At 57.8% G+C, this 26,709-nt stretch carries 29 protein-coding genes and 1 pseudogene; 13 read left to right on the top strand and 17 right to left on the bottom strand.

Annotation, left to right across the window (positions count from 1 at the left end):
* Nucleotides 1-8: 8 nt before the first annotated feature.
* Together ACIOJF_RS14455 and ACIOJF_RS14450 are read right to left on the bottom strand one after the other, a co-directional pair.
* A complete protein-coding gene (locus tag ACIOJF_RS14455) occupies nucleotides 9-701 on the bottom strand; it encodes a hypothetical protein (protein WP_105658824.1) in 693 nt (230 codons plus the stop codon).
* A 12-nt stretch (nucleotides 702-713) separates the two neighbouring features.
* Nucleotides 714-1,463: a hypothetical protein gene (locus tag ACIOJF_RS14450; protein ID WP_146112334.1), complete on the bottom strand. Its 750-nt coding sequence runs from the start codon at nucleotides 1,461-1,463 to the stop codon at nucleotides 714-716.
* 239 nt (nucleotides 1,464-1,702) lie between these two features.
* Between ACIOJF_RS14450 and ACIOJF_RS14445 the strand changes: the two genes are divergently transcribed.
* Nucleotides 1,703-1,933, top strand: coding sequence for a tyrosine-type recombinase/integrase (locus ACIOJF_RS14445; protein WP_402741786.1), 231 nt, complete (start codon nucleotides 1,703-1,705; stop codon nucleotides 1,931-1,933).
* Nucleotides 1,934-3,205: 1,272 nt separating this feature from the next.
* Here the strand turns inward: ACIOJF_RS14445 and ACIOJF_RS14440 are convergent.
* The 8 genes from ACIOJF_RS14440 to modA all read right to left on the bottom strand — a co-directional run bounded on the left by ACIOJF_RS14440 (nucleotide 3,206) and on the right by modA (nucleotide 10,306).
* On the bottom strand, nucleotides 3,206-4,408 hold the full coding sequence (locus tag ACIOJF_RS14440; RefSeq protein ID WP_105662481.1) for a glycerophosphodiester phosphodiesterase family protein: 1,203 nt from the start codon (nucleotides 4,406-4,408) through the stop codon (nucleotides 3,206-3,208).
* A 97-nt stretch (nucleotides 4,409-4,505) separates the two neighbouring features.
* Nucleotides 4,506-5,048, bottom strand: coding sequence for a YaeQ family protein (locus ACIOJF_RS14435; RefSeq protein ID WP_105658829.1), 543 nt, complete (start codon nucleotides 5,046-5,048; stop codon nucleotides 4,506-4,508).
* Between the two features lie 53 nt (nucleotides 5,049-5,101).
* Nucleotides 5,102-5,257, bottom strand: a complete 156-nt coding sequence (locus ACIOJF_RS14430; protein ID WP_166650883.1) for a hypothetical protein — start codon at nucleotides 5,255-5,257, stop codon at nucleotides 5,102-5,104.
* Between the two features lie 602 nt (nucleotides 5,258-5,859).
* Complete coding sequence (locus tag ACIOJF_RS14425) at nucleotides 5,860-6,738, bottom strand: NTP transferase domain-containing protein (protein ID WP_105658830.1); 879 nt, start codon at nucleotides 6,736-6,738, stop codon at nucleotides 5,860-5,862.
* The gene (gene glp, locus ACIOJF_RS14420; RefSeq protein WP_105658831.1) at nucleotides 6,735-7,982 is read right to left on the bottom strand and encodes a gephyrin-like molybdotransferase Glp; all 1,248 of its coding nucleotides are present in this window, start codon (nucleotides 7,980-7,982) and stop codon (nucleotides 6,735-6,737) included. The genes ACIOJF_RS14425 and glp overlap by 4 nt, the downstream gene beginning before the upstream one ends.
* Complete coding sequence (locus ACIOJF_RS14415; protein WP_332489267.1) at nucleotides 7,979-8,731, bottom strand: ATP-binding cassette domain-containing protein; 753 nt, start codon at nucleotides 8,729-8,731, stop codon at nucleotides 7,979-7,981. The genes glp and ACIOJF_RS14415 overlap by 4 nt, the downstream gene beginning before the upstream one ends.
* Nucleotides 8,728-9,534 carry an ABC transporter permease gene (locus ACIOJF_RS14410; protein WP_332499125.1) on the bottom strand — a complete coding sequence of 269 codons (807 nt, stop codon included), beginning with the start codon at nucleotides 9,532-9,534 and terminating at the stop codon, nucleotides 8,728-8,730. Before ACIOJF_RS14410 ends, ACIOJF_RS14415 begins: the two co-directional genes overlap by 4 nt.
* A complete protein-coding gene (modA, locus tag ACIOJF_RS14405) occupies nucleotides 9,527-10,306 on the bottom strand; it encodes a molybdate ABC transporter substrate-binding protein (protein ID WP_105658834.1) in 780 nt (259 codons plus the stop codon). The genes ACIOJF_RS14410 and modA overlap by 8 nt, the downstream gene beginning before the upstream one ends.
* Nucleotides 10,307-10,443: 137 nt before the next feature.
* Between modA and moaA the strand changes: the two genes are divergently transcribed.
* Entirely contained in the window at nucleotides 10,444-11,484 is a 1,041-nt protein-coding gene (gene moaA / locus ACIOJF_RS14400; RefSeq protein ID WP_105658835.1) for a GTP 3',8-cyclase MoaA, read from the top strand.
* Here the strand turns inward: moaA and ACIOJF_RS14395 are convergent.
* Nucleotides 11,481-12,026 (bottom strand): DinB family protein, encoded by a 546-nt coding sequence (locus tag ACIOJF_RS14395; RefSeq protein WP_105658836.1) that lies wholly within the window; start codon nucleotides 12,024-12,026, stop codon nucleotides 11,481-11,483. The genes moaA and ACIOJF_RS14395 overlap by 4 nt on opposite strands.
* Before the next feature lie 104 nt (nucleotides 12,027-12,130).
* Between ACIOJF_RS14395 and ACIOJF_RS14390 the strand changes: the two genes are divergently transcribed.
* Both ACIOJF_RS14390 and ACIOJF_RS14385 read left to right on the top strand, forming a co-directional pair.
* Nucleotides 12,131-13,090, top strand: a complete 960-nt coding sequence (locus ACIOJF_RS14390) for a YafY family protein (RefSeq protein WP_105658837.1) — start codon at nucleotides 12,131-12,133, stop codon at nucleotides 13,088-13,090.
* A 202-nt stretch (nucleotides 13,091-13,292) separates the two neighbouring features.
* Complete coding sequence (locus ACIOJF_RS14385) at nucleotides 13,293-14,486, top strand: M20 family metallopeptidase (RefSeq protein WP_402735357.1); 1,194 nt, start codon at nucleotides 13,293-13,295, stop codon at nucleotides 14,484-14,486.
* 14 nt (nucleotides 14,487-14,500) lie between these two features.
* On the opposite strand, the gene ACIOJF_RS14380 is transcribed toward ACIOJF_RS14385, so the two are convergent.
* From ACIOJF_RS14380 to ACIOJF_RS14370, 3 genes and pseudogenes are all read right to left on the bottom strand, one after another.
* Nucleotides 14,501-15,091 carry a GNAT family N-acetyltransferase gene (locus ACIOJF_RS14380; RefSeq protein ID WP_105658839.1) on the bottom strand — a complete coding sequence of 197 codons (591 nt, stop codon included), beginning with the start codon at nucleotides 15,089-15,091 and terminating at the stop codon, nucleotides 14,501-14,503.
* Between the two features lie 525 nt (nucleotides 15,092-15,616).
* Entirely contained in the window at nucleotides 15,617-15,919 is a 303-nt protein-coding gene (locus ACIOJF_RS14375) for a hypothetical protein (protein WP_105658840.1), read from the bottom strand.
* Between the two features lie 263 nt (nucleotides 15,920-16,182).
* Nucleotides 16,183-16,626, bottom strand: a pseudogene (locus ACIOJF_RS14370) (RNA polymerase sigma factor); the annotation flags it as partial.
* A gap of 211 nt (nucleotides 16,627-16,837) precedes the next feature.
* Here ACIOJF_RS14370 and ACIOJF_RS14365 point away from each other — a divergent pair.
* The 7 genes from ACIOJF_RS14365 to ACIOJF_RS14335 all read left to right on the top strand — a co-directional run bounded on the left by ACIOJF_RS14365 (nucleotide 16,838) and on the right by ACIOJF_RS14335 (nucleotide 20,270).
* Entirely contained in the window at nucleotides 16,838-17,344 is a 507-nt protein-coding gene (locus ACIOJF_RS14365; RefSeq protein ID WP_286134380.1) for an Asp23/Gls24 family envelope stress response protein, read from the top strand.
* A 37-nt stretch (nucleotides 17,345-17,381) separates the two neighbouring features.
* Nucleotides 17,382-17,558 (top strand): DUF2273 domain-containing protein, encoded by a 177-nt coding sequence (locus ACIOJF_RS14360; RefSeq protein ID WP_105658843.1) that lies wholly within the window; start codon nucleotides 17,382-17,384, stop codon nucleotides 17,556-17,558.
* Nucleotides 17,555-17,935, top strand: coding sequence for an Asp23/Gls24 family envelope stress response protein (locus ACIOJF_RS14355; protein ID WP_402741785.1), 381 nt, complete (start codon nucleotides 17,555-17,557; stop codon nucleotides 17,933-17,935). The genes ACIOJF_RS14360 and ACIOJF_RS14355 overlap by 4 nt, the downstream gene beginning before the upstream one ends.
* The gene (locus ACIOJF_RS14350) at nucleotides 17,932-18,483 is read left to right on the top strand and encodes a DUF6286 domain-containing protein (protein ID WP_105659221.1); all 552 of its coding nucleotides are present in this window, start codon (nucleotides 17,932-17,934) and stop codon (nucleotides 18,481-18,483) included. The genes ACIOJF_RS14355 and ACIOJF_RS14350 overlap by 4 nt, the downstream gene beginning before the upstream one ends.
* A gap of 35 nt (nucleotides 18,484-18,518) precedes the next feature.
* Nucleotides 18,519-19,067, top strand: a complete 549-nt coding sequence (locus ACIOJF_RS14345; protein ID WP_402741784.1) for a hypothetical protein — start codon at nucleotides 18,519-18,521, stop codon at nucleotides 19,065-19,067.
* Nucleotides 19,068-19,103: 36 nt separating this feature from the next.
* Nucleotides 19,104-19,292, top strand: a complete 189-nt coding sequence (locus ACIOJF_RS14340; RefSeq protein WP_105659223.1) for a CsbD family protein — start codon at nucleotides 19,104-19,106, stop codon at nucleotides 19,290-19,292.
* Between the two features lie 237 nt (nucleotides 19,293-19,529).
* Nucleotides 19,530-20,270, top strand: coding sequence for a type 1 glutamine amidotransferase domain-containing protein (locus ACIOJF_RS14335; protein WP_105662471.1), 741 nt, complete (start codon nucleotides 19,530-19,532; stop codon nucleotides 20,268-20,270).
* Between the two features lie 394 nt (nucleotides 20,271-20,664).
* On the opposite strand, the gene ACIOJF_RS14330 is transcribed toward ACIOJF_RS14335, so the two are convergent.
* Nucleotides 20,665-21,534, bottom strand: coding sequence for a DUF1295 domain-containing protein (locus ACIOJF_RS14330; protein ID WP_105659204.1), 870 nt, complete (start codon nucleotides 21,532-21,534; stop codon nucleotides 20,665-20,667).
* 551 nt (nucleotides 21,535-22,085) lie between these two features.
* Here ACIOJF_RS14330 and ACIOJF_RS14325 point away from each other — a divergent pair.
* Nucleotides 22,086-23,948 carry a long-chain fatty acid--CoA ligase gene (locus ACIOJF_RS14325; RefSeq protein ID WP_105659205.1) on the top strand — a complete coding sequence of 621 codons (1,863 nt, stop codon included), beginning with the start codon at nucleotides 22,086-22,088 and terminating at the stop codon, nucleotides 23,946-23,948.
* A gap of 158 nt (nucleotides 23,949-24,106) precedes the next feature.
* On the top strand, nucleotides 24,107-24,802 hold the full coding sequence (locus tag ACIOJF_RS14320) for a fasciclin domain-containing protein (RefSeq protein WP_105659206.1): 696 nt from the start codon (nucleotides 24,107-24,109) through the stop codon (nucleotides 24,800-24,802).
* Between the two features lie 598 nt (nucleotides 24,803-25,400).
* On the opposite strand, the gene ACIOJF_RS14315 is transcribed toward ACIOJF_RS14320, so the two are convergent.
* Together ACIOJF_RS14315 and ACIOJF_RS14310 are read right to left on the bottom strand one after the other, a co-directional pair.
* A complete protein-coding gene (locus ACIOJF_RS14315; protein ID WP_402741806.1) occupies nucleotides 25,401-26,378 on the bottom strand; it encodes an IS3 family transposase in 978 nt (325 codons plus the stop codon).
* Nucleotides 26,379-26,389: 11 nt separating this feature from the next.
* Nucleotides 26,390-26,701: a transposase gene (locus ACIOJF_RS14310; protein ID WP_402741783.1), complete on the bottom strand. Its 312-nt coding sequence runs from the start codon at nucleotides 26,699-26,701 to the stop codon at nucleotides 26,390-26,392.
* Nucleotides 26,702-26,709 lie beyond the last annotated feature (8 nt).

Genomic DNA, 26,709 nt, shown 5'->3' with positions numbered 1-26,709 from the left:
TCTCGTGCCTAGCTGGCACCGCTCAGGCACTGTCCTACGGATGCGCCAGCGACAGCGGTGAACCCAGCCACGCAGATGATGCAGCCTGTTCCAACGGTAACAGCACAGAATGCCGCACAGGTGGAGATGATCACGAGCGCCGCCATGGTGGAGATGCCCAGCGCGTTGAGGCACTTGATCACACCCTCGTTACCAGCGGCCGCAACGCCCACCGACGAGTCTGCAGGAGACATGGCGCTCAAAGCCTTCGCAGCCTGAGCTTCAGCTTCGGGAGTGGCTTCAACAGTCCACTGCTTAAGGAGACTCCCATCGACCCACTGCTTCACATCGGCAGTGCTGTCGCTGGTGTACGTAGCTTGAACCTGCGCAAAGCTCTGGACAACGTCTCCCGCGGCGTCGACGACGGCAACGGCGAACGAACCCTCGTTGTGGCCGTCGCCAGACGTAGCCACTGCCACCATCAACGAACTGGAGCCATTGATCCGGGCGACGTTTGCCTGCTTGATATCGACTTCTGCGCCGTTTCGCAGCTGAGCGTCGAAACTCGGCTCAGCTATTGCGATCGCTCGCTCAACAGTTGAATCCGAAAGCGGCCGGTTGGTTGAGAACGAGCTTTCGGAAGCGTTGACCGGACTAGCAACCGCGAAGAGCATCGCCCAGCCTGCAACCATCGCGATGATTGCTTTCGAAATCTTTTTCATGTTGACCACTTCCTATTTCTGGGCCTGGTCGATGCAATAGCCGACCTGGCCGCCCCAGACGCCCGCAGCTGCCGCGATGCAGCCCACGCAGCCGAGCCCAACGGTTCCTACGCAGACCGCCGCGCAGGCGATAGTGATGGCGGTAATAACCCAGCCAGGGATGCCCGCGTTGGCAAGGCAGTTGTTGAGCTTGTCCCAGAAACCGGCATATGTGGTGACGTTGTTTGCCGCGTCAGCAGTGGTCAATTGCTTGTCCATGGTCAGATTTCCGTCAACCCACATGCGGGCATGACCAGATGCATCGTCGCCAACGAAAGCCATCTCTGTGCGCTGCGCAACGTTGCCTGAGTTGTCCAGGAGTGCACCGACTGTGGCGAGCTGGACGCCGTCGCCGACGAGCGGGTAGCTCACATACGATGTCCCGTCTGACATCGACCATGCTTGGACGCCGGAACGGTCAACTTTCAGACCTGAGAGCGACTCTGTTGGAAGATCGGCATTCTTGGCCAACTGGAGGGCCTCCGACTTCGACAGAATCTCTGCGTTCTCGCCGAAGCTGGCGATGCTGGTCACAGCCGGAGACGAAGCGGCCGCCGCTGGCTTAGTCAAAGCCGTACTCAGGCTCAGGACCAGGGAAGCGATTGCCACGAACGCGATCGCGAGGTACGTGACCCCGGAGCTGGATTGTTGTCTTGATGTTGGGATTGGAATACAGTGGTCTTCATTTGACCTGTCCGCAATCGAGTGAAGTTTGAGCTTCACGACTATCACCTTTTGAATGAATCGAAATCTACATCTTCGTAAAGATCGGCGCATCATCTGCCGTGCCAAGCGGGGGTCGACCGAAATCGAGCCTCCGCAACAAAAGTCCTCGGTCTGGATCGAATTGCCTCAGATACGAGCACGTTTAATAATCACCATTAAATAAGAACGGCGTAAATACTACTTAAGTAGGAGGGGCGAACCCGGGCAACGCCAAGACCGGATGGTTCACCGGAGCCGTGAAGCGAGCCCAGGCGTCCGACAAGTCGTTCCGCAGGGTCACGCCCCACGACCTGCGGCACACGGCGGCATCGCTGGCAATCAGCGCCGGGGCCAACGTCAAGGTGGTACAGCGCATGCTCGGCCACAAGTCGGCCAAGGTCACGTTGGACACCTACGCGGCACTGCTCCCCGACGACCTCGACAACGTGGTCGAAGCCCTCAGCAAGCAGCGCGCCGAACAGCTCTAACGGTGGTGCACTGTGGTGCATTTTGGTGCAGGAATACCTGTGGGACGTGGTGCGCACCTGTGAGCCAATGAGCCCAGATGCCAGTAAACACAAGGGATATTCGGGAGCTAGCAGTAATGGCGCGGATAGGATAATGGGTTCAAATCCCACCGTCACCGCGTTGAATAGCCCCGGAATCCTTGTGATTCCGGGGTTTTTCTTATCTCAAATCGGCTTGTTGCCTTAGACTCCGGATCTGTTGCATTAAAGATAGAACAACCGGGTTAAAGGTAGAAGTGGCGACGGTACAACGACGAGAGCTAAAGCACGGTTACAGTTATCGAGTCGTTTGGCGGGAACCGGATGGAACTCTCCAACAACGTACATACAACAATGACGAAGACAAGGCGAAAGATCGCAGTCGCAGTTTCGCTTGCACTTACGGATCACCAAACTGACGGCATCCATGACCGTCGTTCTCATACTAGCTGAATCCAAACAGCTAGTGTCCGCGTTCCAAGCTGGCGGTGGTCCCGGAGCCTACTACAACACCGGAACCACCGATAGGGGTTCCCAGCTACAGTTGCTGCCAACAAACGGTAAGCAAGAAGGCAAACAAACGGTGCAACCGATCACAGCGGACCCTTCCCGGTGCATTGGGTCAGGCCGCCTATCAATCACCCTAGCGTCGAGCGAGGTGTAGGCAAAGAGGCTGGTCTGATTCATTGGGAATCCACAACAGATTCAAATCCCGACCCGTACTGGGGAGTGCGGCCTTGTTGCTCGTGAGAATCCACCCGCGTGTTGTCACTTAAACTAATCCAGCCCTCGCTGATTCGATCATCAACGAGGGCTGGTTGCGAGTTTTGCGCTGGGCGATGGATCCCCATCCATCTCCCCAAAGACTTCCGATTCCCCAAAAAACGTCAGTCCGGCGTGAAACCTATGCACAGAATACTTCGTCAAGCCCATAACGCCTAGAGAATTTTTGGAATTGGGAAAAGTTTTTATTTTATCCCCGCCCACTTCACCTTTCACTCTCCTGCAACTACAGTAGCTATTGGCCTAGGCCAATTACGAAAAGTCACCAGTCAGGCATTGAGTTCGTTTCCCCAAGAGCGGCCTCACGCTGGTGAAACCCGTCAGCGTCCCCCAAGTGCTGGCGGGTTGCCTGCCTTAATACGGAAAACCGCCCCATTTTTGTAGACTGCTCCCCGGAAGTAGTACTGGTTTCCCTATCCAAATTCTGGGGAGCAGTCCACAATGGTTCCCGGGGGTTCGCTCTACCTAGAGCTAGTTCGCGAAGGTATCGGTGAGCTTGCCCTTGGCATCCCACAGCGCCAGCGAGTCGCCACCGTTGTTCAGGATTCCCGGTCCGTCCACGTAGTAGGCTTCTTCGCTGTTGGTACCCGGACCCGAGTACACGCGCAGCTGATCTCCTGTCTCCAGCTCGTATCCTTCTCCAATTTCCAGGATGTTGTTAGCGGCATCGCGAATGATGTAGCCGCTGACATCGATGGTGCGCTTTCCGGTGTTCTCCAGGATAACGTGCTCGCCATTTTCCGGGGCGATGTCATCTCCCGGCACGTCATTGATCGCGTTGGCAATCACCACGCCATTGTTGGCAGGGAAATCTTTCTGGCCAGCGATGTGGCGGTTCACCTGTGCTGGGAAGTCGCCGGTGATTCGCTCAACACCCAGGGCCAGTGCAGCATCGGCTGCTTCGACGGCGTTGACGGTGTAGACGCCCAGGCCCAAGCCTGCGTCCTTCACGCGCTGCGCACCGGCGGCGTCAAGGGTGCGGTAGCTAGTGCCGAAAGAATCCGCGTAGGTCGCGTAGGTTGCCAGTTCCGCGGCAGAAGGCACGGTTCCGGTCAGCTGCTGCAGTGGTACTTCAGGTGCCAGTTGGGCAAAGATCTGGTTGGATGCTGCGTCGAAGCTAAGGACCTCGATCTTGTTGGCCTCTGCCAGTGCCTTCCATTCAGGATCCTCAGCCAGCGCGTCGGCTACCAGCTTCTCCACGCCAGGGGACTTGGCTGGATCCTTGATTTCGATGAATACTCCCGTGCCACCGGTCAGTGCACCTGGAACCTCATCGAAATGGGGAATTTTCGTTCCCTCGAACTCGTCTGAGAAGTAGGAACCGGCATCGAGCTGCTGCAGTTCTTCCCAGGTAAATGACGTGATGGGGTCATTGACGCGGTCAGGGAAGACCTCTGCCACGTTCGTGGTGCGGGAGGGCGTACCGTCGTGGAAGATGAACGGTACTCCGTCCTTGGACAGCTGCACATCAATTTCGATGAATTCGGCGCCGGACTGGCTGCCTGCCTTGATGGCAGCCAAGGTGTTCTCCGGTGCCACGCCTGCTGCTCCGCGGTGGCCGATGATCAGTGGATCAGATCCAGTCGGTTCGATCTGAGCAGCCACGGCGGGAGCTGCCAGGGTGACGGCCAAAGCCAGAGTTGCCGTGCCAAGGGTGATATTGCGCAGTTTCATGGAGCACTTCCGTCGGTGTCATTGGTGTACACCGGCCATGTTTCAGCGCGCTGATGACTGCGACCCCACACTGAGCTGAAACAGAGATTAAGCTTTTCTACTCAATCTCATGCGTGCTGAACTGGGTTTCCAGATTCGTCCCGTTCAATTCAAGGTAGATTTGCCCCTCGGTCACCGAGACGGACATGGTGTTGCGGCGGGTCAATGCTTGGGCCGCTGCATCAATGAATTTGGGGTCGAAGGAGCGCACCATGATCTCCTGCGACTGGTGGATCGTTTTGCCGCGCCAAGAAGCCAGAAGCTTGGCAGGATCGCGGTGCGTGTAGACGGCGGTGCGGTCTGCCCGCTTGCTGCCCAAATGCAGGCGTTGGGCATCGGGGGCGCCCACTTCAATCCACGCGGTGATGAGTCCGGTCAGGTCCTTGACCAAAATGGCTGGCTCTTCCCCGGTGGAAACGCCTCCGGCCGAGAAGGCGATGCCTTCTTCATATTCGAGGCAGTAGGCCAGCACACGGGTGACCATGTAGGCATCGGTTTCTGACGGATGCTGCGCAACACGGAGCGAAAGATCCTCGTAAACCCCGCGATCTACATCAGCAAGTTGAACTTCAAAGGTGTGTATAGTCGCGCCGATAGCCATAGTTCTCGAGTTTACCGTGAACGCCACGGCTCCATCGACGAGAGGTACGTGGGCTAAGCCTTCGCCTCGCGATTTCGAACCACGAAGAATCCCGCCAGCGATGACAAGCTGGCCACGGCCGCAAAGATGCCAACCATCGGATTTCCGCTAAAGGAAAGCACCGAACAAACAGCAAAAAGAATGGTAGAAACAACGAACAGGGTCTTCATAAATAAATCCTATTTGATACAGCTCGCGGATAAAAGACATATCCAGACGGTGGCAGTTTTTCCACTCAGCCCTTGAGCCACTGGCAAAAGCGCTCAACAGTATCGGGCATGCAGCTACCGGGACTCCGTTCATTATCATCTGGCAGCCAGCGTCGCGCTATCCACCGGCTGATACCGAAAAACCAGTACGAGGTGCACGCGCACCTCGTGGTGCGCCCGACCCAAGCACACGGAACCGCTACCGACGCCACGATTCTTCTTGGGCTTCACATCCTGCCAGCATGGTCTACACTGAGGCCCACTGGCCACCTGCTGGGGATCCGATGAGCTTCCGGGATATCTGGAGCGCCGGCCTGCCATCGACGGGCCTTTAACCAGCGCAGCGCAAGAAGCTGGTCCATAGCCATACATCTGCCTGAACATCCCCGCGCCGCGAACTGCCCGTCCGGTGGGCCCTCTGGCCTCCGCTCACGCTGGTTGCAAAGTCCCAGATAACAGGTGGGTCTGGTGAGTAATCCGGAATCCGCTTCCGTCGACCACCCGGTGCAGCTGGCCTTCCATGACGGCCGGTCCCTGCTGAGGCGAAGGGAACACGGTGCTACTTATGCAACGCCCTCCGGATGCTCGTCGGCCCATCGATGCGCCCGGGAAACCAGCTGCTCCGACAGCCCGGACAAGTCTCCCTTGACGCTGCCCAGCGCAAGTCCGAGCAGGAAGGTACTCAGGGGTGCTGCTGGTCGGGCCACCTCGTGAGCTACATGCTTGGCAACATCAAGCACGGTAGCGATATCCACTTCGCCGGAGTCCAGACCCAATTCCTTGGCGGCTGCTTCCAGCCAATCGTTCAGTGCTTCGGGTGGCAGATGCTGTGCCATGGCTTTCCTTTCATTCTGGCGGGCGCTTTCCAGTGCCTGCGGGGTATCAATGTCGCTGCTGGTTTCATCATCCACCGGTACCCGCGCCAGCTGCAGCTGATTCAAGGCTCGGCGCACCGGGGCATTGACCAGGTTCCCGCCCAGCTCTGCGCAGACCGAAGCCAGTGCCGAGGTGCGATAGATTCCAGCCAGCCATTGGGTGTGGCCTTGCGCGTCAACCAGCAGCAAGCCATCGGCTGCGCGTTGCCCAAAGTCGTTGATCAACGCAGTGGCCACCGCGACCGGCCGTTGCAGGTCGCAGGCCAGAACCATGGTCCATTCACTGCCTGCGCTGGCAGCTAGTTCTGCAAGCCCGGCAGCGATGCCTGCCAAGGGACCAGCGAATGGCGGATCCTCCCGGAGAACGGAATCGGCCTTGGCACCAGCGGAATCCGGGCCGACCACAACGACGCGTAGTGCGCCGGTTGTGCGGGCCGCGGCGACCACGCGGTCAACCAGGCGCTGTCCGTGCAGCTCTATTTCGGCTTTGCCTTCGCCGCCCAGCCGAGAGCCCCTGCCGCCGGCGAGCACCAGGGCATTGAAGTTGGCGAGCTGCCGCGTGCTCATGGGATCATCCCCAGTACCTCGACTTCATCGCCGGGGTGGATCTGGTTGACGCCAGCCGGGACCAGCGCGTAGCCCTGGGCAGCGCCGAACCCGCCCACCGAGTGGGAAATGCTGCTGGCGTGAACCGCCGGGGCGCACCGCAGTTGCTCCCCAGGCTCGAAGACTACCGGGATGACCTGCATGCGTCCGGCCGCGGCTTTCCATCCCACCGCGGCGATGGCGCGCAAAGTCGGGCGCAGCACCTCGCGGTGGCCTTGCATGGCCCGCAGGCACGGGCGCACGAACAGCTCGAAGCTGACTGCTGCGCTGACCGGGTTGCCGGGCAGGGCGAAGACCATCGCACCGGCCTCCAAACGGCCCGCGCATTGCGGCTGGCCGGGGCGGATCTTCACCCGGGCCGCCTGCACTGCCGGTTCGGCTTCCAGCACCTGGCGCATCACATCGTAGGCGCCGGGGCCTACTCCCCCAGTGCTCAGGATGGCATCATGCGTGGAGCCGAGCACCTCCAGCTGTTCGCGGACCGCTTGAGTGTCATCCACGCAGTGCACCACGGTAGCTGCCTGTATGCCGGATTCAGCCAGGAGCCCTGCCATGAGCAGCGAATTGGTTTCCGGGATTTGCCCGCGCGAGAGCCGTTCACCGGGCGCAAGCAATTCCGCCCCGGTGACCAGCACGGCCACCTTGGGCCGTGTGCGCACCGACAGCTTGCTGGCACCGGCTGCCGCCAAGGCGGAAAGACGGGCCGCGGTGAGCTGCTCGCCGGCATAGGCCACCAGGTCACCGGCGGCCTTGTCCTCGCCGCTGCGGCGGATGTCCTTGCCTGCTGGCACCGGCCCATGGATCTGCACGGTGGCGGCATCCCAGCCATCTGCAGCGGCTGAAGTGTCCTCGATGCGCACCACGGCATCGGCATCCGTCGGGATCGGAGCACCGGTCATGATCTTCACGCACTGGCCCGGTTCCAGCTTCGGGTCCCAGCCGCTGCCCGCGGGCACTTCGCCGACGACTTCCAGGGCAATTGGCGCCTCAGCGGTATCCTCGGAGCGCACCGCATAGCCGTCCATCGCCGAGTTGTCCCACAGCGGCAACGGGTGCGTGGAGGTGGCATCCTCGGCCAGCACCGCGCCGTGCAGGAGGGCGAAACCGCCTGCCACCTCGATCTGCTGCGGGGCCAACGGCACGACCTGCGACAGCAGCCGCGCGCGGTGCACTTCAAGTTCCACGGGTTCATTGACGGTGCTCATGGCTGCTCTCCCTGGATGCTCCTGGGGTGCTGCGCTGGCAAGGTAGCCACCACCGCGCGCACAAAACGGTTGGCCGGATCGGCGAAGACCTGCTCGACGGTTCCCTGCGCAATGATGCTTCCCCGTTCCAGCACCAGCAGGTCATCGGCGAGCGCCAAGGTGTCGGCGGCCGAATGCGAGACGACGATGGCGCTGGTCGCGGTGCGTTCCAGCTCTTCGCGCACCAATGCGCGCATGTCCATGGCGGCTTCGACATCCAGCGAGGCGAAGGGCTCGTCGATCAGCAGGATCTTGGGCTGGGCGGCCAAGGCCCGGGCCAGCGCAATGCGTTGGCGCTGCCCGCCGGAGAGGGCCTCGGGCCGGTGGGTGGCGATTTCTTCCAGTCCCAGCCGCCCGATCCATTCGGCGGCCACGGCCTTGGCGGCAGCCTTGTCCAGTCCCCCGGCCCGGGCGCCAAAGGCGATATTCTTCAGCGCATCCAGGTGCGGGAACAGGTGCGGGTCTTGGCCCAGCAGGCCCACCTCGCGCAGGTGCGGCGGGCGGTGCTGCTTCGCGTCAGCCAGCAGGGAACCGGAAAGCTCGATGCGCCCCTCGGCAATCTTCTGGATCCCGGCAATCGCATGCACAATGGTCGACTTGCCCGAGCCGCTAGGGCCCATCATCGCCAGCGTGCTGCCGGCAGGCACTTCGAATTCAACGGCCACGTCGAATCCGGTGCGCGGCACGCGCAGCGCAACCTTCAATGTCATTTCAAGGCCCCCGGACGCCAGGCGCGCACCAGCAGCAGCACCACTACCGCGGTGGCCAGGAGCAGGATCGACAGGGCAACGGCCGAGTCGCGTCCAGTTCCAGCCCCGTTGAACGCGGTGTAGATGGCCAGCGGCATGGTCTGGGTAACCCCCGGCGCGTTGCCGGCGAATAGCGCGGTGGCCCCGAATTCGCCGATGGCCCGCGCGAAGCACAGGATCACGCCGGCCACCAGTCCGGGGGCGGCCAGCGGCAAGGTGATGCGGGTGAGCACCATCCAGCGCCCGGCGCCCAGGGTGGCGGCGGCTTGTTCGTACCCGGCGCCGGCGGCCCGCAGCGATCCTTCCACGGAGAGCACCAGGAAGGGCAGGGCCACGAAGCTCTGGGCAATGACCACCGCGGCGGTGGAAAAGGGCAGGGTAATCCCCCACAGGGAATCGATGAACTGGCCGATGGGGCTGGTGCGCCCGAAGAGGAAGAGCAGGGCCACGCCGCCGACCATGGGCGGCAGCACCAGCGGCACGGCGATCAAGGCCCGCAACAGCTGGGCAACCCGGGCCGAACTGCGGGCCATCAGCACCGCCAGCGGCACGCCGAGCAGCACGCACAGGGCGGTGGCAGCCACCCCGGTGCGCAAGCTCAGCCAGAGCGCCGAGAGGGCTTGGGGGCTGGTGGCATCGGCCACCAGCGTGGACCAGCTGGCACGGGTGAGAAGCGCCAGCAGCGGCAGCACCAGCAATCCCACGCCCAGCAAGGCCGGGGCAATGGCGAAGCCTGGAACCCGTACCCCGGTATCGCTAGCCATTGGCCTGCGCAGCCCCGGTGCCGAAACCGTGCTCTGCCAGGATTTCCTGGCCGCGCTCGCTGATCACGAAGTCCACGAACGCCTGCGCGCCGGGGTTCTGGCCCAGCGTGGCGATCGGATAGGTGTTCACGACCTCGTCGGCTCCTTCCGGAACGATCGCGGCGACGTTTTCGTCACCCAGTACATCGGTGGCGTAGACCAGTCCGGCATCCGCTTCGCCGGCGGCCACCTTCTGCAGCACCGCGGTGACATTCTGCTCCTCGCTGGCCGGGACCACTTCGACGCCCTGGGCCTGGAGCAGCTGGCGTGAGGCCGAGCCGCACGGCACCTGCTGCGCGCACAGCACCGTGGTGGCCCCGGCAAGGTCTTCCAGCGAATCGATATCCGCCGGGTTCTCCTGCGGCACCGCGATCACCATGGTGTTGCTGGCGAAGATCACCGGCTCGTGGCCGAACCCGGCCTCGGTCACCTCCAGCATGTTGCGTTCATCTGCCGAGGCGAAGACATCCACGTTTGAGCCTTCAAGGATCTGCGTGGCCAGGGTCGAAGAGCCGTCATAGGAGATGCCGGCAATCTGCACCTCCGGATGTTCTGCGGTGAACTCCTCGGAGATCTGTTCGAAGGCGCTCTGCAAGGAGGCTGCCGCGGAGATGGTGATGGGTTCGGACGCGGCCTGATCGGAAGAGCCGCTGGCCGAACAGCCCGCCAAAGCCAGCACGGCCGCCGCGAGCCCGGCAAGGGCTCGGAACCGTGGAAACGGGCGGTGCTGCATGGGATCTCCTTGAAATCGGGGGCTGGTGCCAATGCTACCGTCGAGCCAACCGGGGCCGATCCATTTTGCGTACTTGATTTGTTACTTTCAGGTTAACCGTCTTCCACGCAACGGTGCCGGGGGCTACTGTGGAGTGTATGAAAGCACAAGCGGCCGGCACCCTGGGCGATGCCCGTGGACGGCCCCTGCATGACCTGCGGATTTCGGTGACAGACCGCTGCAATTTCCGCTGCGTCTACTGCATGCCCAAGGAGATCTTCGGCCGCGACTTCGTTTTCCGCGAGCGCTCCGAGCTGCTCAGCTTCGAGGAGATCGAGCGGCTGGCCCGCGTCAGCGTTTCGCTGGGGGTCACCAAGCTGCGGTTGACCGGCGGCGAGCCGCTGCTGCGCCGTGGCATCGTGGACCTGGTGGGCATGCTCGCCAAGCTGCGCACCCCCGAGGGCCAGCCGGTGGATCTGGCAATGACCACCAACGGGTCGGCGCTGCCGGTGCTCGCACCTGCGTTGAAGGAAGCCGGGCTGAACCGCGTGACCATATCCCTGGATTCCTTGGATGACGAGAAGTTCAAGGCCATCAACGACGTGGACTTCCCGGTCTCCCGGGTACTGCACGCCATCGACGTGGCCCGTGAAGTGGGCCTGGGCCCGGTGAAGATCAATACCGTGGTCAAGCGCGGGGTCAATGACTCGGAGATCCTGTCGCTGGCCGAGCACTTCCGCGGCACTGGGGCGATCCTGCGCTTCATCGAATACATGGATGTGGGCACCACCAACGGCTGGAAGCTGGATGAGGTGCTGCCCTCCTCCGAGGTCGTGGCCATGGTCAATAAGTGCTGGGCGCTGGAACCGGTGACTAAAACCGAACCGGGTGAAACGGCCAACCGCTGGCGCTACAAGGACGGCGCCGGAGAGATCGGTGTGATCTCCAGCGTCACCAACGCCTTCTGCGGCAACTGCTCGCGCGCCCGGGTCTCGGCCGAAGGCCAGCTCTACACCTGCCTGTTCGCCGGCTCCGGCTACGACCTGCGCCAGCTCATGCGCGACGGGATCAGCGATGAGGATCTTGCCAAGGCACTGACCGGGCACTGGCGCAAGCGCGATGACAACTACTCGGAGCTGCGCGCCGCGCTGACCCCAGGCAACCGCAAGCGCATCGAGATGTCCTACATCGGGGGCTAGCCCATCGATTTCTGCCCGTCCAGGGATTCGCGGATGATGTCCGCATGCCCCGAATGCTGGGTGGTCTCGGCAATGATGTGCAGCAAGGCGCGGCGCACCGACCACTGCTTGTCGGTGAACCACGGGGCCGAGGGCAGCTCATGCACGGTATCCAGGTCCACCTCTGCCAGCAGCGCGTCGGTGCGGTCGGCAATCTGCGCGTAGTTCTCCAGCAGCTCTTCCAGGCTTTCTCCGTCTTGCATGCGGAATTCATTGAGGAAGGCTTCGACCGCCTCGGGCGGCATCTGGCTGAAATCCGCTCCGTCCCAGGCCATGGCCGCCCGGCCCATGACGATGAATCCCTGCCACTGCTTTTCGACCGCGGTCACGTGCTTGATCAACCCGCCGAGGGTCAGCTCGCTCACCGTGGTGCGTTGCGATGCCTGCTCGTCGTTCAGGCCCTGGACAGTGAAACGCAGGAAATGCCTCGCGTTGGCCAGAGCCTGGAGCAGGTCCGCGCGTTCCCCGGTGAGGGTGGTGTTGGTGATGGACATGGTGCTCATGATTGCCTCCTGGCATAAGCTGCAGCCGGTATTTCCAGCTGGTAGTAACCAGAGTAGAAGTGAAAAGTGCCAGTTTTTGTCCTAAATCAAGGCAGACTTGTTGCATGAGTACCAGCACCAGATTCTTGCGCCTGCTCTCGCTGCTGCAGACCCATCGCTATTGGTCAGGAGACGAGCTCGCCGAACGCCTGGATGTCAGCCTGCGCACCGTTCGCCGGGACATCGACAGGCTGCGCGATCTCGGTTATCCGGTGCAGGCTGATCGCGGCGTGGGCGGCGGCTACCAGCTGGCCTCCGGCACCGCGCTGCCTCCCTTGGTGCTCGACGATGAGGAAGCCGTCGCGCTGGTAGTCTCATTGCAATCCACCGTGCACAGCGGTTCTTCTGCGCTGGCCGAGGCCGCGTTGCGGGCCATGGGAAAAGTTGTGCCCGTGCTGCCAGCCAGATTGAGGAAGCGGGCGCAGGCGCTGACCGCGAGCACTGTCCCGCTCAATTCCCAGTCCTCCGCAACGGATCCGGTGGATCCGGCGGTACTGGTGGCATTGGCCCAGGCGTGCCGCGATCATGAACGAATCGCCTTCGACTACAAGGATGCCAAGTCAGCAGAAACCTCGCGCCGCGTAGAACCGGTCCAGCTAGTGAACGTGGGAAACCGCTACTATCTGGTGGCCTTTGATCTGGACCGCGATGACTGGCGCAGTTTCCGGGTGGATCGCGCATTGAACCCCTCACCCAGGGCATTGCGGTTTGCGCCGCGTGAAGTGCCAGGTGGCGATGCGGCGGCCTTTGTGCGCGTAGGATTGCGCGGCAGCGGGCAACCAGAAGTGAGCGCTCGGATTCAGGCAAGCGCCGAAAAGCTGGAGCCGCTCATTGGCCGCTGGTTCCAGATCCAGCAGATCGGTGAGAACAGCTGCCTCGTGCGCACCGAGAATATGGATCTGCGCTGGGCGGCGTTCGGCCTTGCGATGAGCGAGGCCAGGGTCAGCGAGGTGTATCCGAGGGAACTGCGGAAACTGCTCGACTTATGGTCGTTCAATTTTTCCTCTCAATCTGGAAAGTTGTGAGATGCAGCAAAAAGCGTCTTGGCAACTTGACGATGGCACAACTGCGAGGCGTATACTCACTCGCGTGCTAATAACATTCAAATCGTTCGGAATAAACGCTTTGATTAGTGAATACTTAAATTTTGAATAATCAGCATAGTCAACTCTTCGCATCCTGAGGCGCCCTGCCCGTCCGTCGACGACGCCTACGAAAGGCTGATTCATGACCACTGCCGACTTTACTGCTGATGCGCAAACCATACTTCCCGAACTGATTAAACTGCGCCGCGCGTTGCATGCGGACCCCGAACTCGGGCTCGATCTGCCCCGCACCCAGCAAAAGGTGCTCGACGCGCTCGGAGGGCTGCCATTGGAAATCACCACCGGCACGCGCACCAGCTCGGTCACCGCAGTACTTCGAGGAGAACGGCCCGGCCCGACGGTGTTGCTTCGTGGCGACATGGACGCATTGCCGATCACCGAAGAAACCAATCTGGACTTTGCCTCTGCCAACGGCAACATGCACGCCTGCGGCCATGATCTGCATACTGCAGGACTAGTTGGCGCAGCTAAGTTGCTGTCATCTCGCCAAAGTGAACTTCGTGGCTCGGTCATCTTCATGTTCCAGCCAGGCGAAGAAGGCCACGGCGGCGCCAAGATCATGCTCGAAGAGGGACTGCTCTCCGCAGCCGGAGAACCTCCAGTTGCCGCCTACGCGATCCATGTGGGCCCCGGCCCGCGAGGAGTCTTTGCAACACGAAGCGGCCCCGTAGCTGCTGGATCAAATCAGCTAACCGTGAAGCTGAAAGGGCGCGGCGGACATGGCTCACAACCCCACCACACCTTGGATCCAGTTCCTGCCGCGGCCGAGCTCGTCCTGGCCCTGCAGAGCTTCGTGACTCGACGGTTCAATGCCTTCGACCCGGTGGTCCTCTCGATCACCCGACTGTCCACCGGAGACGGTGCAATCAACGTCATCCCGGAAAGTGTCGAGCTGGCGGCCACTATCCGCACCATGTCCCACGAATCGCTGGCTGTTTTGGAGGAAGGCCTGCCACGTGTCATCAATGGTGTGGCAGCAGCCCATGAGCTCACCGCAGACGTGAGTTTTGAAACGCTCTACCCGGTGACCGTGAACGATCCGATTGAGTCCGAAGCGGCACTGGAAACGATGCGCGAAATCTACGGCGAACAGCGTGTGGCGATCATGCCATCACCAATGATGGGATCTGAGGATTTCGCTTTTGTGCTCGATGAAGTTCCCGGCACATTCATCGCGTTACTGGCCACTCCACCGGAATTGAGCGCGTCGGAAGCAGAGTGGAATCACTCGCCACGTGTCGTCTTTGATGACGCGGTGCTCGCAGTTCAGGCCGCAGCTCTGGCTGCCATCGCTTTCAAACGCACCGCCCACTGAACATAGGAGCTGCGCTAGTTCTTGAGAATTACGGTGGTTTGGGTCCCCGCATACTTAAACCCGGCGCGCAGCGCCGTTCTGATTGACGCTGCATTATCAACGTGCACGCGCCATTGAGGACTCAGGCCGGCGTCCATTGCATGCTTCTGAGCAAAAGCGACAGATTGAAAACCGAGTCCACTTCGACGATTGGTAGGTGCTACGAGCGCGCCGAGGTGGGCCAGCTTTTCTTCCCACACGTCATAGCCAGCACCCGCCACAGGAAGCGAATCACGTTCTGATTCGCTGAGCAATATGAAGGTATTCTCCATCTCACTCAATCCGACTTCCGCGGTGTCCTCGTCTGGGCAGGCTGTTTCTAGATCAACAGCGTCCGTTCGTGCACGGCTCAGCTCGGCGTTTGGGTTTGGGTTTGGGTTTGGCAATGATGGAGCTGAATCACTGAAGTACAGCTTCGCCACCCCCAGAGCCCGCCCACCATAGGGAGTGCTGAGTTCCAAAAGTTTCGCGTGGCTGGCCAGTTCAGAATCGGGTAGCTCTCTGCCAGCTTCTAACGCCCATGAAGGAGCAACCAAAACCCCGGTGCCAAATAATGAAACGAACATGAGTACCGAGCTATCGTTCTTCTCGCGATAAACGCGGTCCTCACCCCCTGGTGACTGCGCGTACCTAGACTTCAGGGGCGTACTGCTTGGGCATGCTTTCCATTCTCTCAATAGAAAACGGCATAAAACCCGGGACGATTCAATTGGAGTTCTGTAAAGCAGTAAATACTCAATTTGCTTCTGCCGCACATAACGAAGCTTCGGGTAACGTCCCGCTCTACGGGGTTAGCCTTACGCCGAAACTAATTCAGCTGGGTTCTCTATAGCTATGCAGACATCAGCCTGATCTAGTTCCGGTGTCAAGATAAGTGGTCGCATTTACCAGATAGCCCTGGCTCAGCTCGTTGGCGATTTCGTGTGTCCCGCGCGATCCACTTTCTACAGCGCCATCGAAGAAACTCTCCTGATGATTCGCCGGATAGGTGAACTTTTGCGCTTCGGCCGAAGCGCTGCTTGTCGGGCACTGAGACGTAACATCGGGGGCAGCTATATTAGGATCCGCGGTCTACCTTTGGGCCGAGGGAATCAGCGTGTAATTTCCGTATAACTGAGAATTTCTCCATGGACATCTTCCACCGTTATCTCAACTCGTAATTGTTCTACGAGCAAACGTGTACTGAGGCCGACCTGAACATATTCCAAGATCTCTTGCTCGATCTGCTGGACAGTTGCTTCGCTGAGCATGCTGATGGTGCATCGGACCAGCCACTGAACATGGGGGATTCTCGCGTCCGTGGCCTTGACTTCGGCGTAGTTCAATTGCGCAGTTTGGGATCGCGAGAACTGCTGCCTGATGTCGCTGATAATCTCGCTTGAGGAAATGCGCACATCGTCTCCTGTTTCTCGTACGACTGCTTCCCAAGTCCTCTGCGTGGGTCGTAGTTTGGAAATCCTGTTCAGAACATTGCTACTTAAGTCTCTGCTGCCCGCAGAGTAATCTTCGCTTCTAAGCTGATCCAGAACGATTCTGGTTTGGTCCTTTAAGTGGCGCCGTTCTTGATGGCACCAGCGGCATTCGAGCTCATGAGGGTCTGGTGAGTCATCTAGCTTGTGGAGTATGTCTTCTATCGTGCGTCCGCAGGGAAGGGTTTTCATGACACCGCCTCGATAATTGCCTTGCGGGCCCGCGCGACCCGTCCTCGAATAGTTGATTCTGACGTGTTGGCGATTGTAGCTGCTTGCTCATAGGTCATGTCCTCAAGGCATACCAGAACAAAAGCCTGCTTCAAGGTCGATGGTAGCTTGGCGACGATATTCCACGCCCTATCAACCTCACTTCGCTGCACAGCTAGGTATTCGGGCGAAAGGTGCTCCGCTGCCGGCTGCCCGGAGAATTCTTCGGCATCAACTACGTGAACACGACTTTGGGCTGAACGAACTCGGTCCAGGCAAATATTCCTTGTCATTCGAAAAAGCCACGTCTTGAAGGTGCCATTCTGCTGGAGGGTGTGCATGCTTCTCCAGGCTTTGATCCAAGCTTCCTGCACCGCGTCATCCGCATCTTGCCAATTCTCAAAAAAGGAACGGCAGTATCTCCTAAGCCCCGGGTCAGTTCGGCAACGAGCATTCCGAAAGCTTCTGAATCACCCTCACGGGACCGGCCCACGACCGCTAACCGTTTTAATTCATCCACACAATCCCCCTATTGTGATGTAGATCACTTAAATTATGTGTGAGGATATTGGTACGGACCTCGTCTGTATGAGTGTAAGCGAAAAAGTTTCCCTCGATATAGGAGTGAAGAACATGGCACAGCCAATGTCGAACGACAAGGTAATCAAGCCAACTGGCGAGGAACTGGAACGTCAAGCCAAGCGCCAGGGGAACCAGGATGCTCAGGAAGAGCACCTTACGGGCCCACTGCACACCGAATTGGGCAAGACGACCATTGAAGACCGGGTTGTTCAGAAGATCGCCAGCATCGCAGCACGCGAAGTGCCCGGGGTATACGCAATGGGCAACGCTGCGCGCCGAACTTTCAATTCCCTGGCAGAACGCATCCCAGGTGCCTCGGCGAACACCTCAGGCGGGGTGAGCGTGGAAAAGGGCGAGCAGCAGACCGCGATCGACGTCTCCATCGTCGTCTCCTATGGATTCTCAATTGTGGAGGTCTCCGAGGACATCCGCGCGAACATTGTTTCCCAGGTGGAACGTGCCACCGGACTGGAAGTCATCGAAGTGAACATCGATGTCACCGACGTCCACCTGCCAGAAGATGACGAAGACGACGAGCCGCGCGAAGACTTGAAGTAGGCCACAACACTGCCGATGGGCAACGAAAGGAATACCCATGGATAAGCTCAGGTGGGGACTGGCAATAGGGCTAGTGGCCGGACTGCTCATAGCGTTCGGCTCATTCACCCAGTTCATAGTCGTAGCATTCTTCGTGCTCATCGGTGGTGTGGTCGGCTGGTTCCTGCAGACCCGCGTCGATTGGGAGCGTGTATTCATTACCCGTAGGCGGTGACCAGGGTGGAAACAAAAAGTGCCACTGTGGGTGCTACTACTGTGGATAACCAGATCTATTCCAAGATCGCAGCCAAAGCCGCCTCCAAGATCCCTGGAGTCGGAGCCAGCTCTGGCGGCCTGTTGCAATTGGGCAAACCTCGCGCTATCGCAGGGAAGCCTGCTGCTACGGCCGACGTTCTCGGGGGTACCGTAGCAGTCAAGCTGAAAGTCGGCATCCGATATCCGTTGAGCCTGCAGCAAACTTGCGAGGCCATACGTCAACAAGTGACAGATGAGCTCGTTCAATTCTTGGGGGTCTCGTCTGTCCAAGTCGACATCGACGTTGCTTGGCTTCATGCAGTTTCAGCAAACGCTGGGGAGAGGAGTCTGTTATGAGCAGATTTTGGCATGTCCGCAGTGCCAGAACTGCAACCCTGCTCAGTACCTGCATAGTGCTATTAGGCATCTCAACTACGTCCCTGGTGATTTGCCTGATCAGACTGGACAGCGGTTCCTGGCCGAGCTGGGTAACCGGATTTCTGGATTCTGCCAAGAACATTGTTTGGGCGAATAACAATTTGATCGCCGTAGCTGTGGGCGTTGCAATTCTCGGACTGCTTCTGTTCATTGTTGCCTTAGTCCCGGGAAAGCACAGAACAGCGTTGCTTGAATGGGACTCAGTCGACGAACAAGAAGAGTGGGTTGCGGAAAACCGCGGCTTGGCCAACCTGGCCCGCTATGAAGCAGAGCGCACTGATGGGGTGGGTAGCGCCTCGCCGACATTGCGGGGTAAGAAGCTGCATGTCAGCGTTTTCACTCCGGTGCATGAAACCAGCGATATTTCACAGTCGGTGCAAGCGAACGTCCAAAAAAAGCTATCCGCAATCCCGCTGGCACATTCGATAAGAGTCAGCGTCAAAGCAACTACCCGAGGAGGGCAGTAGATTTGTGGAAACCCAACAGTATTCGGCAACGAGTCATGCTGGCGCTTCTCGGGCTGCTTCTTATGGCAAGTGGTGCTGCCGTGGCCTGGCTAAGCTGGGATTCAACTCGAAACGGACTCGCACAGACGCGTTTAATCGATACTTTCCCTGCACAAATGCCAGAATTAGGCATTTACTTAGCCGGCGCACTAGCCATGATGACGATCATCTTGCTCTTTGTAATGATGTCAGCTCTACCTAAGAAACCAGGCAAACCAACTTTCATCTACCGTTCCGATAATGGCACTGGTGTCTCCACCGTTGATTCGAGGACCGTCTCCATGGCCGCCGAGGAAGCAGCTGAAAGCACCCCCGAGGTCGACAGCGCAGATATCCGCATCAATGGAACAGCGAAGAACCCCGTACTCTACGCACGCTTCACTTTGCGTGCAGATGCCCGGCCAATCGATGGCATAGGCCTGATTCGGGACGTTCTTATTCCTCAGACGGAGCAAGCTCTCGGTGCCCAGTTCGCGGAGAAACACGTGAACATTGATTTCCAACCCAAAAAATCCGGGCCATCCGCTAGAACGACCCTGACCTAATAGTTTGTATTAGTCACCCAATCGAAAGGAAGCATCATGGGACTCGGAGACAAAATCAAGAACAAAGCCCAGGAAGTATCCGGCAAAGCCAAAGAAAGCATGGGCGATGCCACCAACAACAAGGACCTGCAAGCCGAAGGGCTCAAGGACCAAGCCGCAGCAAAGGCGAAGCAATCGGCGGAGGACGTCAAGGACTCTATCAAAGATGCCAAAAAACAATCTTAGGCTAAAGAAACTGTGATCGCTGATTCAAGCGCTAAAACACTTCGAGAATCAGCCCTCATGCGTGTAGCTTGACAGCGTGAGAAGCCAGCAGCAGATCTGCAAGTCTTCCGCGGTCTGCAAGACTACAGCACGGAGCGAGACCACGATTCAGAACAAGATTCACGATATCTTCCACAGATTCCCCCTCAGCATAGGAAATGGAAACTGGGGAGCCGAAATTTATGAAAGGTCATTAACGTGAAGAAAATCCTCATGGTCCTCACCAGCGTTTCCGAACTCGGTGCAGGAGGGGAACCCACCGGATACAACGTCGCAGAAGCGGCTCATCCCTGGAAGGTTTTCCGGGATTCGGGACATTTCGTCGACTTCGCCTCCATCAAGGGCGGGCAGCCGCCACAAGATACGGTCGATACCGATGATCCGATTCAGGTGCAGTTCACCCAAGACGAAACCACGAGAGCAGGCCTCTACAACACGGCCAGGGTCGAGGTAGTTGATCCGGACCAGTACGATGCCATCTATCTTGTCGGTGGTCATGGCACCATGTGGGACTTCCCCAACAACGAATTCTTGCAAAAGCTCATCGGGACCGTCTACAACAGTGGAGGCATAGTTGGCGCAGTATGCCACGGTCCGGCAGGGTTACTGGATGTAGAACTGCACCACGGAATCAAGTTGCTGAGCGGCAAGGATGTTGCTGTCTTTACCAACGATGAAGAAGTCGCGGTCGGCAAGGACAAGATCATTCCATTCTCATTGGCCGACAAACTTGTTGAGCAGGGGGCCAACCATATCGCCGCCGATGATTTCGAGGAAAATGTCCAGGTATCCGAGCGTCTGGTCACCGGTCAGAACCCTGCCTCGGCTGCCGGTGTTGCAAAGGAAATGGAAAAACTGCTGGCCGCGGTGATCCATCAAGAAAAGGCCAGGGAGGAAGCTTCCTCAGAAAATGACGCTGCCCAGTCCGAGGAAGACTAAAAACATCTGTGGGTAGCGCTTCCCTACCCCTGCGGATATCTCATAAGCGGCTGCATCCGGCCAAAATTCCTCGTAGGTCGACAGAGGCCTACGAGGAATTTTCCGTTAAAGCATTCGCGCCTTCCGCTTAGTGGCGGAAGCATCATAAATTTCCGAGGCTCAGCATCGCAGTGGCAATCAGACCCACTATCCAGCATGGCCGGTTGGCAGATTCGCACTGGCCAGGTTGGCCCGCGCTGTCACCTGCGATGCAGGGCAACCTACGCCTGTCGACGATGCGCAGCCCGCTTTATCTGGTCTAGATTCGTTTTGCATCTCGACGACTTCACATAGAGCAAATTCTAGAAGTGCCAGAGTCTAGAGAGCATCAGCAACTATTTCAGCAAACCGTTTCCTACCAGAACTTAGGAATAAGCACCGGCGTGTTTTCCTTGTAGGTTTCATAGTCGGCGCGGCCTCCCCATTTTGATTCAGCTTTCGCTTCAAGCAGCGGGATTCCGCTGATCTTGATGAGCAACACGGCGACGAATACCGGTGAGATCATCACAACCCACTGCCAGTGCTGCAACGCCGGAGCGGCCACAACAGCCACGCCGATCCAAAGCAGAATCTCTCCGAAATAGTTGGGATGGCGAGATTTGGACCAGAGTCCGGAGGAGATGAATTTCCCTTGATTTTGCGGGTCGCGTTTGAAAATTGATTTCTGGTGATCGGCTAGGCTTTCCACACCCAACCCAATCGCCCAGATGACGAGTCCGACCAGTGCGAATCCGTCCAATTCACTAGAGTATTCCGAGGTCATAGCAGCCCAAGCAGTAGCAGCAGTGAAAGAGACCCAGAGACCCTGAATGGTCCAGACGCTGAGAAACCGGATAAAAGACGGTTTGATCTGGTCGAAGCGATCATCTTTGCCGTCCCTAGTGACACGGCTGAAGAGGAAGATTCCCAGCCTAAGAGTCCAGGCCAGGACCATGAATGCCAGTAGTAGCGATCTTGAATGAACTTCAGGGACTAAGAGAAGCAGGAGCAATGTGACTGCTGTATAGGTCAGGGTTCCGGTCAGGTCGTAGAATCTCTCTGTTTGCCTTAGGAATGAAGGTATGAATGCGATCCATTGGGCTATAAAGGACGCCAGTACAGCCAGAGCGAAGAGGGGCATCGAACCCCATGTAATCCCGCCATCACTACCGGACAATGCAAGCAGCACACCTAGCAGAAGCACTACAGGCATAGCGGTCAGCGCCTTGCGTTCCTTGCTCTTCATTATGAGGTTTCCTCCGTTAAATTTCCCTCAGAGACAATCCAGGGATCCTGCGATACTTTTATCCAAGAGTCGCCTCATCATATTCTCTGGGACCGGGCAATACTATTGGACACAGGTTGAGCCAAAGCTTTTGACGGAATCGCGGCTTGACGCTTCTCATGGCATCTCTTCGCGGGGCTATCGTCTAAGAGATGCTTACTGTTGGCGGAGGATCGCAGAAACAGCTTTCGTCCCCAGAACTGTTCACGACCTGTAAATTGGCCGGACTGAACAAATCAAGCATTCTGAATGCTGGACGAAAACCGTTCTAATCTCGATTGACTAGTTGTTACGTCGAAACGGAACGCATAGCTTGGCTTCAAGCCCCACATTAAACAAGCTTGAAACCAAGCTATGCGAACCTTGCCTCGTCCCTGCTTATGCTGCCTATCTGAGATGATAGCGCCCAACAATGCCTACCTTGAATGACGCCTGACCGAGAAGTAGTCCACAGCAGGCTAGTCCTGTCCGTATTTGATATCCACCGTTACCCCTGCCCGGAAGGACGAGCTATGAGGGAATTTGCGACGCCGCTATTGGCCACTTCGCACATGCACAGGAATGCCACCGATCTCTTGATGGAGCGCCTGAAGAATTCGCCTGAACATATAGCATTCGAAGTTCGATCTGCTGATGGTCCCGTTGCTGCCCCCTGGAAGCAAATAACTACTCGAGAATTTTTTCTCGAAGTGCAGGCATTGGCTAAGGGGCTCATCGCTAGTGGGCTGCAACCTGGAAACAAGCTTGTGATTATGTCACCTACACGCTACGAATGGGCTCAGGTGGATATGGCGGCATGGTTTGCAGGTGCGGTCGTGGTCCCTATTTATGAAACTTCGTCGCTTGATCAGGTCACAGCCATACTTGCCGATTGCTCCCCAAAATTTATAGTTGCTGGAAGCACCGACCACGCCTCGATTCTCGAGCGCGGGCTAAGTGGCGCGGGAATATGCGGGTCGAGAATCTGGACAATGGACACCCGGAACGATCTCGATCTTGAGGATCTTGTTGACGAAGGGAAATCTATCACCGATGGTGCTGTTGAAGAACGACGATTGTTGGCAACGTCAGAGACGATAGCGACTATCGTCTACACTTCGGGAACGACGGCAGCACCCAAGGGCGCTTTAATTACGCACGGTAACCTCGTTGGCTTAGTACTCAATGTTGCTGCCGCTTACACTGAAGTGGTTAAGGAGACAGGAAATACGATTATTTTCCTTCCCATGGCCCACGTTCTGGCTCGTGGTCTACAGCTGATTTGTTTGGCTAACGGGATGCGCATCGCGCATCTCTCAGAACCCAAAGAAGTAATACCGTCTTTGGAATTCCTCAAACCCACATTTCTCGTAGTAGTGCCACGGGTGCTACAGAAGATCCAAGACTCCGCAGCACAGGCCGCCAATCAGAAACGCCTGAATCGTATTTGGAAGTGGGCCAGCGACACGGCAACGCAGTGGGGCGCGATGGCTGAGGGACACGATACCGCTTCGTCGAAGCAAGCTTCTCCTAGCCTTAGGATGAGACATTTCATTTTTGATCGGATTTTCTACTCGCGTCTAAGAAAAGTAGTCGGCGGTCGTCTTGAGTACCTGCTATCAGGAGCTGCAACCCTAGATAGAGAAGTTTCCCTCTTTTTCAGGGGTATTGGCTTGCCAGTAATCGAGGGCTATGGGCTGACAGAAACTACAGCGCCGCTAACGGGAAATATGCCCGGGTCGATCAAGTCTGGAACCGTGGGAGTTCCGATGCCTGGGACCACTGTACGAATATCGGACGACGGTGAGGTGCTCGCACAAGGAATCGGCGTATTTGCTGGATATACCAATCCCGACGACAACGCCGACGCTTTCACCGATGGCTTCTTCCGCACAGGAGACCTGGGATCCTTGGACAACCTTGGGCGCATCACGCTGAAGGGAAGAATCAAAGATGTCATAGTAACTGCGGGAGGGAAGACAATATCCCCCAGCATATGGGAAGGATACGTCGAAACTGAGCCATTGATTGCCCACGCGGTAATGGTTGGAGAAGGTAAGCCGTTCTTGGGATGCCTCGTACTGATTGACCCGGAAGCAGTCAAACAGTGGGCCTCTAGCCAAGGGATTACAGACGCATCCCTTTTTCAGCCTCGCACAGAAGGGTCAATTGACAGGATTAGAAACGGGCTCTTGTTTCAAGTCGTCCTCGACTCCGTCAGCTCAGCCAATAAGCGGGTAGCAAGAAGTGAACAAGTCAAAGAGTTTCTTATGCTTTCTACCGATTTAGGGGAAAACAGTGAACTGCTGACACCGACTTTGAAACTCAAGCGAAGTAAGTTTCTTGAGAGAGCAAACGGCTTCGTCAACGAGCTCTATGCCTCGGCTAAGCGCTAGCAATCAGTCATGATATGAGCCCCTAATGTGCGGAACAGAAAATCTTTAAATAAGTTCCAATCCGCGAACCACTTTGCCCCGAATGCCCTGTGAAAACCCAAACCAAGAGGTTTGGAAAACCAACTGGCCCAACGGGGTCGCCAGGTAAGGAGTTCGACATGAAAACCATGCAGCGCAAGACGGTAGGACTGCTCTCGATTGCCGCGGTAGCCGCGTTCGGATTGAGCGCCTGCTCGATGGACAACAGCGCCGAGTCCACTCCCAGCAGCGAAAGTTCGGCATCGAGCATGGCTTCTAGCAGCCCGGAAGCATCTGAGGATTCGGGCATGGCCAGCGAATCGGCCATGGATCCAGCCGCCAACCTTGTTGGTTCAGGATGTGCGGCGTACGCAGAAGCAGTGCCCGAAGGTGACGGCTCCGTTGCTGGCATGGCCCAGGATCCGGTAGCCGTGGCAGCGTCCAACAACCCGTTGCTGACCACCCTGACCAAGGCCGTGTCGGGAAAGCTGAACAAGGACGTGGATCTGGTGGACACGCTCAACGGCGATGAGTTCACCGTCTTCGCACCTGTGGATGACGCATTCAAGGCCATTCCAGAAAAAGACCTGAACGCTGTTGTGTCGGATGCTGACATGCTGACCAAGGTGCTGACCTACCATGTGGTCCCAGGCCAGATAACTCCCGATGAGTTGAAGGGTGATCTGGAAACCGTTGAAGGTGACAAGGTCAAGATCAGCGGCAGCGGCGATGACTTGATGGTCAACGATGCCAAGGTCATTTGCGGTGGCGTGCAGACTGCCAATGCCACCGTTTACCTCGTTGATTCGGTGCTGATGCCACCGGCAAAGAAGTAGTACTACAGCATCAAGCTGAAGAAGCCAGGGGACGGGCGATGCACGATTTGGGGGCCCGTTCCCTGGCTTCCGTCTACCCAAGATTTGACCTGCAGCTACTGCCCTGAACGAGAGCAATGTCCTTGACGGTATGGGGTCGTTGAACCCAAGATCCCGAATTGGGCAGTCGAAATCACCGACGGTTCAGCGCCGGATGAGGCTCTCTTGCTTCAAGCCGCACAAGGAGATGAAGCAGCTACGCAGCCTTATGGCGGACTTGTCCCAAGGGTGTTCGGTTTTGACGCCCGTCAACTGAGCGATGAAGTCCAAAGGCAGGAAGCCGCACAATGAATATTTTCAGACGATTAACGACATGTTGATGGCTTCGCCACTGTGCGAACTACCGCACTAACTTGGCTGCTGAAGATCGTCCACCAGTCTGCCGTTGGACAGATCCGCTTCACTTCAGAGCGCCCGAAACCTGTGCTGGGAATCGCTGTTGAAACCTCTTAAGCAAGGCATCAACCATTGCAGGGAAGAGCGGTACGTCCTGATGAGGTCAAACGCATGATCGAAGCTCTCTACCAACTGACTGAAGCGCAATGAACCGTCCCGGAAATTACGCCGCCAGTTTACTGGCGGCTTCATCGGGTAACGAGCCGCTCATTTCATCATAATAGAGTTCTTCAAATTCAACCGGAGCCCGATATCCGAGGGTCGAGTGCAACCGGTCGTTGTTGTACCAGTGCACCCATTCCACGACCACGTCATCCACGTCCGCCTTGGTAGCCAAGACTCCAGTGCGGAACGGTGAATCCTTAGCAACCGCCTCGTTCTTGAACAACCCCATCACCATTTCGGCGGCCGCGTTGTCGAACGCGTCCCCAATCGTTCCGATCGACGGCACCAGCCCCTCCATCGCCAGCGTCTGCGTGTACCTCTGAGAGGTATATTCACTATCCGCATCTGAATGGTGGATGGTGCCAAAGGCCGATCTCACATGCGCTTTTTGCTCAATCCGGCGTTGCCATAGGGCCAGTTGGAGAGCTTCCTCCACAAACTCGGTGTCATGCGAGGTCGACGAAGCCCAGGACAAGATCCGGCGTGAGAACAAATCGATCACGAAGGACACATAGGCGAACCCGCCACGAATCGGAACATAAGTGAAATCAGTGACCCACACCTTGTTAGGTGCATCAGTATAGAAGTTCCGATTCAATAGATCTTTCGCCCGGATTTTATCTTTAGCGCGGATCGTTGTAGTCGTTCTCCGACCCCGCACCAGCCCATTCATCCCAGCCACACGCATCAGCCGATCCACGGTGTGTTTTGAGATGTCAGGGAAGCCGTTGCGCTGCAACCAGACCAGCATTTTCCTCCGCCCATAAAGAACCTCGGGCTTCGGTCTCCCCGTCTTTTCATCAGGTTTCTGCAGGTCATGAAGAACGTTCAAAATGAGTGCGTCCGTGACGACCCATGGTGCTGGTTCAGCTGCTTTCCAACTGCGATACGTGCGGGCAGAAACCTTCAGGCCCTGAGTATTCAGGGCCTGACAGATCTGCTGGACTGCGTAGCCGTGTTCGCGTTGCTGGTCGATGAACTCGGTGATTAGTGCCGGCGAGGGTCCAGCTCCCTCGCGAAGAAAATCGCTGATGACTTCAAGATGTCGTTGGCTTCTTCAAGGTCCCGGACCTTGGCTTTCAACGCTTTGATCTCGGCGAGTTCTTCGCTGGTCGGTCCGGTTCGTTCACCGGAATCAACCTGGGCTTGGAGCACCCAGCGGCGCAGGGTTTCTTTACCGACGTTCAGCTTTGGAGCCATGTCATTGCAGGCTGCGTAGACCGACTTATAGCGGTCAAGTCGTTCCATGATGTAGTCCACTGCGCGGGCTTTGACTTCGGGGGTGTACTGCTTGGGCATGCTTTCCA

The organism is Glutamicibacter sp. NPDC087831 (assembly GCF_044742845.1).
Taxonomy (GTDB): Bacteria; Actinomycetota; Actinomycetes; order Actinomycetales; family Micrococcaceae; genus Glutamicibacter.
Note: the sequence above shows the minus strand (reverse complement) of the source record. Positions and strands in the feature narration are given on the sequence as shown.

Coding starts and splice junctions, on each gene's coding strand:
- moaA (WP_105658835.1), top strand. CDS start 10,444: ATGAAAGCACAAGCGGCCGGCACCCTGGGCGATGCCCGTGGACGGCCC.
- ACIOJF_RS14310 (WP_402741783.1), bottom strand. CDS start 26,701: ATGCCCAAGCAGTACACCCCCGAAGTCAAAGCCCGCGCAGTGGACTAC.
- ACIOJF_RS14440 (WP_105662481.1), bottom strand. CDS start 4,408: ATGAAACTGCGCAATATCACCCTTGGCACGGCAACTCTGGCTTTGGCC.
- ACIOJF_RS14350 (WP_105659221.1), top strand. CDS start 17,932: ATGAGCAGATTTTGGCATGTCCGCAGTGCCAGAACTGCAACCCTGCTC.
- ACIOJF_RS14385 (WP_402735357.1), top strand. CDS start 13,293: ATGACCACTGCCGACTTTACTGCTGATGCGCAAACCATACTTCCCGAA.
- ACIOJF_RS14330 (WP_105659204.1), bottom strand. CDS start 21,534: ATGAAGAGCAAGGAACGCAAGGCGCTGACCGCTATGCCTGTAGTGCTT.
- ACIOJF_RS14395 (WP_105658836.1), bottom strand. CDS start 12,026: ATGAGCACCATGTCCATCACCAACACCACCCTCACCGGGGAACGCGCG.
- ACIOJF_RS14345 (WP_402741784.1), top strand. CDS start 18,519: ATGCTGGCGCTTCTCGGGCTGCTTCTTATGGCAAGTGGTGCTGCCGTG.
- ACIOJF_RS14430 (WP_166650883.1), bottom strand. CDS start 5,257: ATGAAGACCCTGTTCGTTGTTTCTACCATTCTTTTTGCTGTTTGTTCG.
- ACIOJF_RS14380 (WP_105658839.1), bottom strand. CDS start 15,091: ATGTTCGTTTCATTATTTGGCACCGGGGTTTTGGTTGCTCCTTCATGG.
- ACIOJF_RS14340 (WP_105659223.1), top strand. CDS start 19,104: ATGGGACTCGGAGACAAAATCAAGAACAAAGCCCAGGAAGTATCCGGC.
- glp (WP_105658831.1), bottom strand. CDS start 7,982: ATGAGCACCGTCAATGAACCCGTGGAACTTGAAGTGCACCGCGCGCGG.
- modA (WP_105658834.1), bottom strand. CDS start 10,306: ATGCAGCACCGCCCGTTTCCACGGTTCCGAGCCCTTGCCGGGCTCGCG.
- ACIOJF_RS14415 (WP_332489267.1), bottom strand. CDS start 8,731: ATGACATTGAAGGTTGCGCTGCGCGTGCCGCGCACCGGATTCGACGTG.
- ACIOJF_RS14365 (WP_286134380.1), top strand. CDS start 16,838: ATGGCACAGCCAATGTCGAACGACAAGGTAATCAAGCCAACTGGCGAG.
- ACIOJF_RS14360 (WP_105658843.1), top strand. CDS start 17,382: ATGGATAAGCTCAGGTGGGGACTGGCAATAGGGCTAGTGGCCGGACTG.
- ACIOJF_RS14435 (WP_105658829.1), bottom strand. CDS start 5,048: ATGGCTATCGGCGCGACTATACACACCTTTGAAGTTCAACTTGCTGAT.
- ACIOJF_RS14325 (WP_105659205.1), top strand. CDS start 22,086: ATGAGGGAATTTGCGACGCCGCTATTGGCCACTTCGCACATGCACAGG.
- ACIOJF_RS14425 (WP_105658830.1), bottom strand. CDS start 6,738: ATGAGCACGCGGCAGCTCGCCAACTTCAATGCCCTGGTGCTCGCCGGC.
- ACIOJF_RS14455 (WP_105658824.1), bottom strand. CDS start 701: ATGAAAAAGATTTCGAAAGCAATCATCGCGATGGTTGCAGGCTGGGCG.
- ACIOJF_RS14410 (WP_332499125.1), bottom strand. CDS start 9,534: ATGGCTAGCGATACCGGGGTACGGGTTCCAGGCTTCGCCATTGCCCCG.
- ACIOJF_RS14390 (WP_105658837.1), top strand. CDS start 12,131: ATGAGTACCAGCACCAGATTCTTGCGCCTGCTCTCGCTGCTGCAGACC.
- ACIOJF_RS14320 (WP_105659206.1), top strand. CDS start 24,107: ATGAAAACCATGCAGCGCAAGACGGTAGGACTGCTCTCGATTGCCGCG.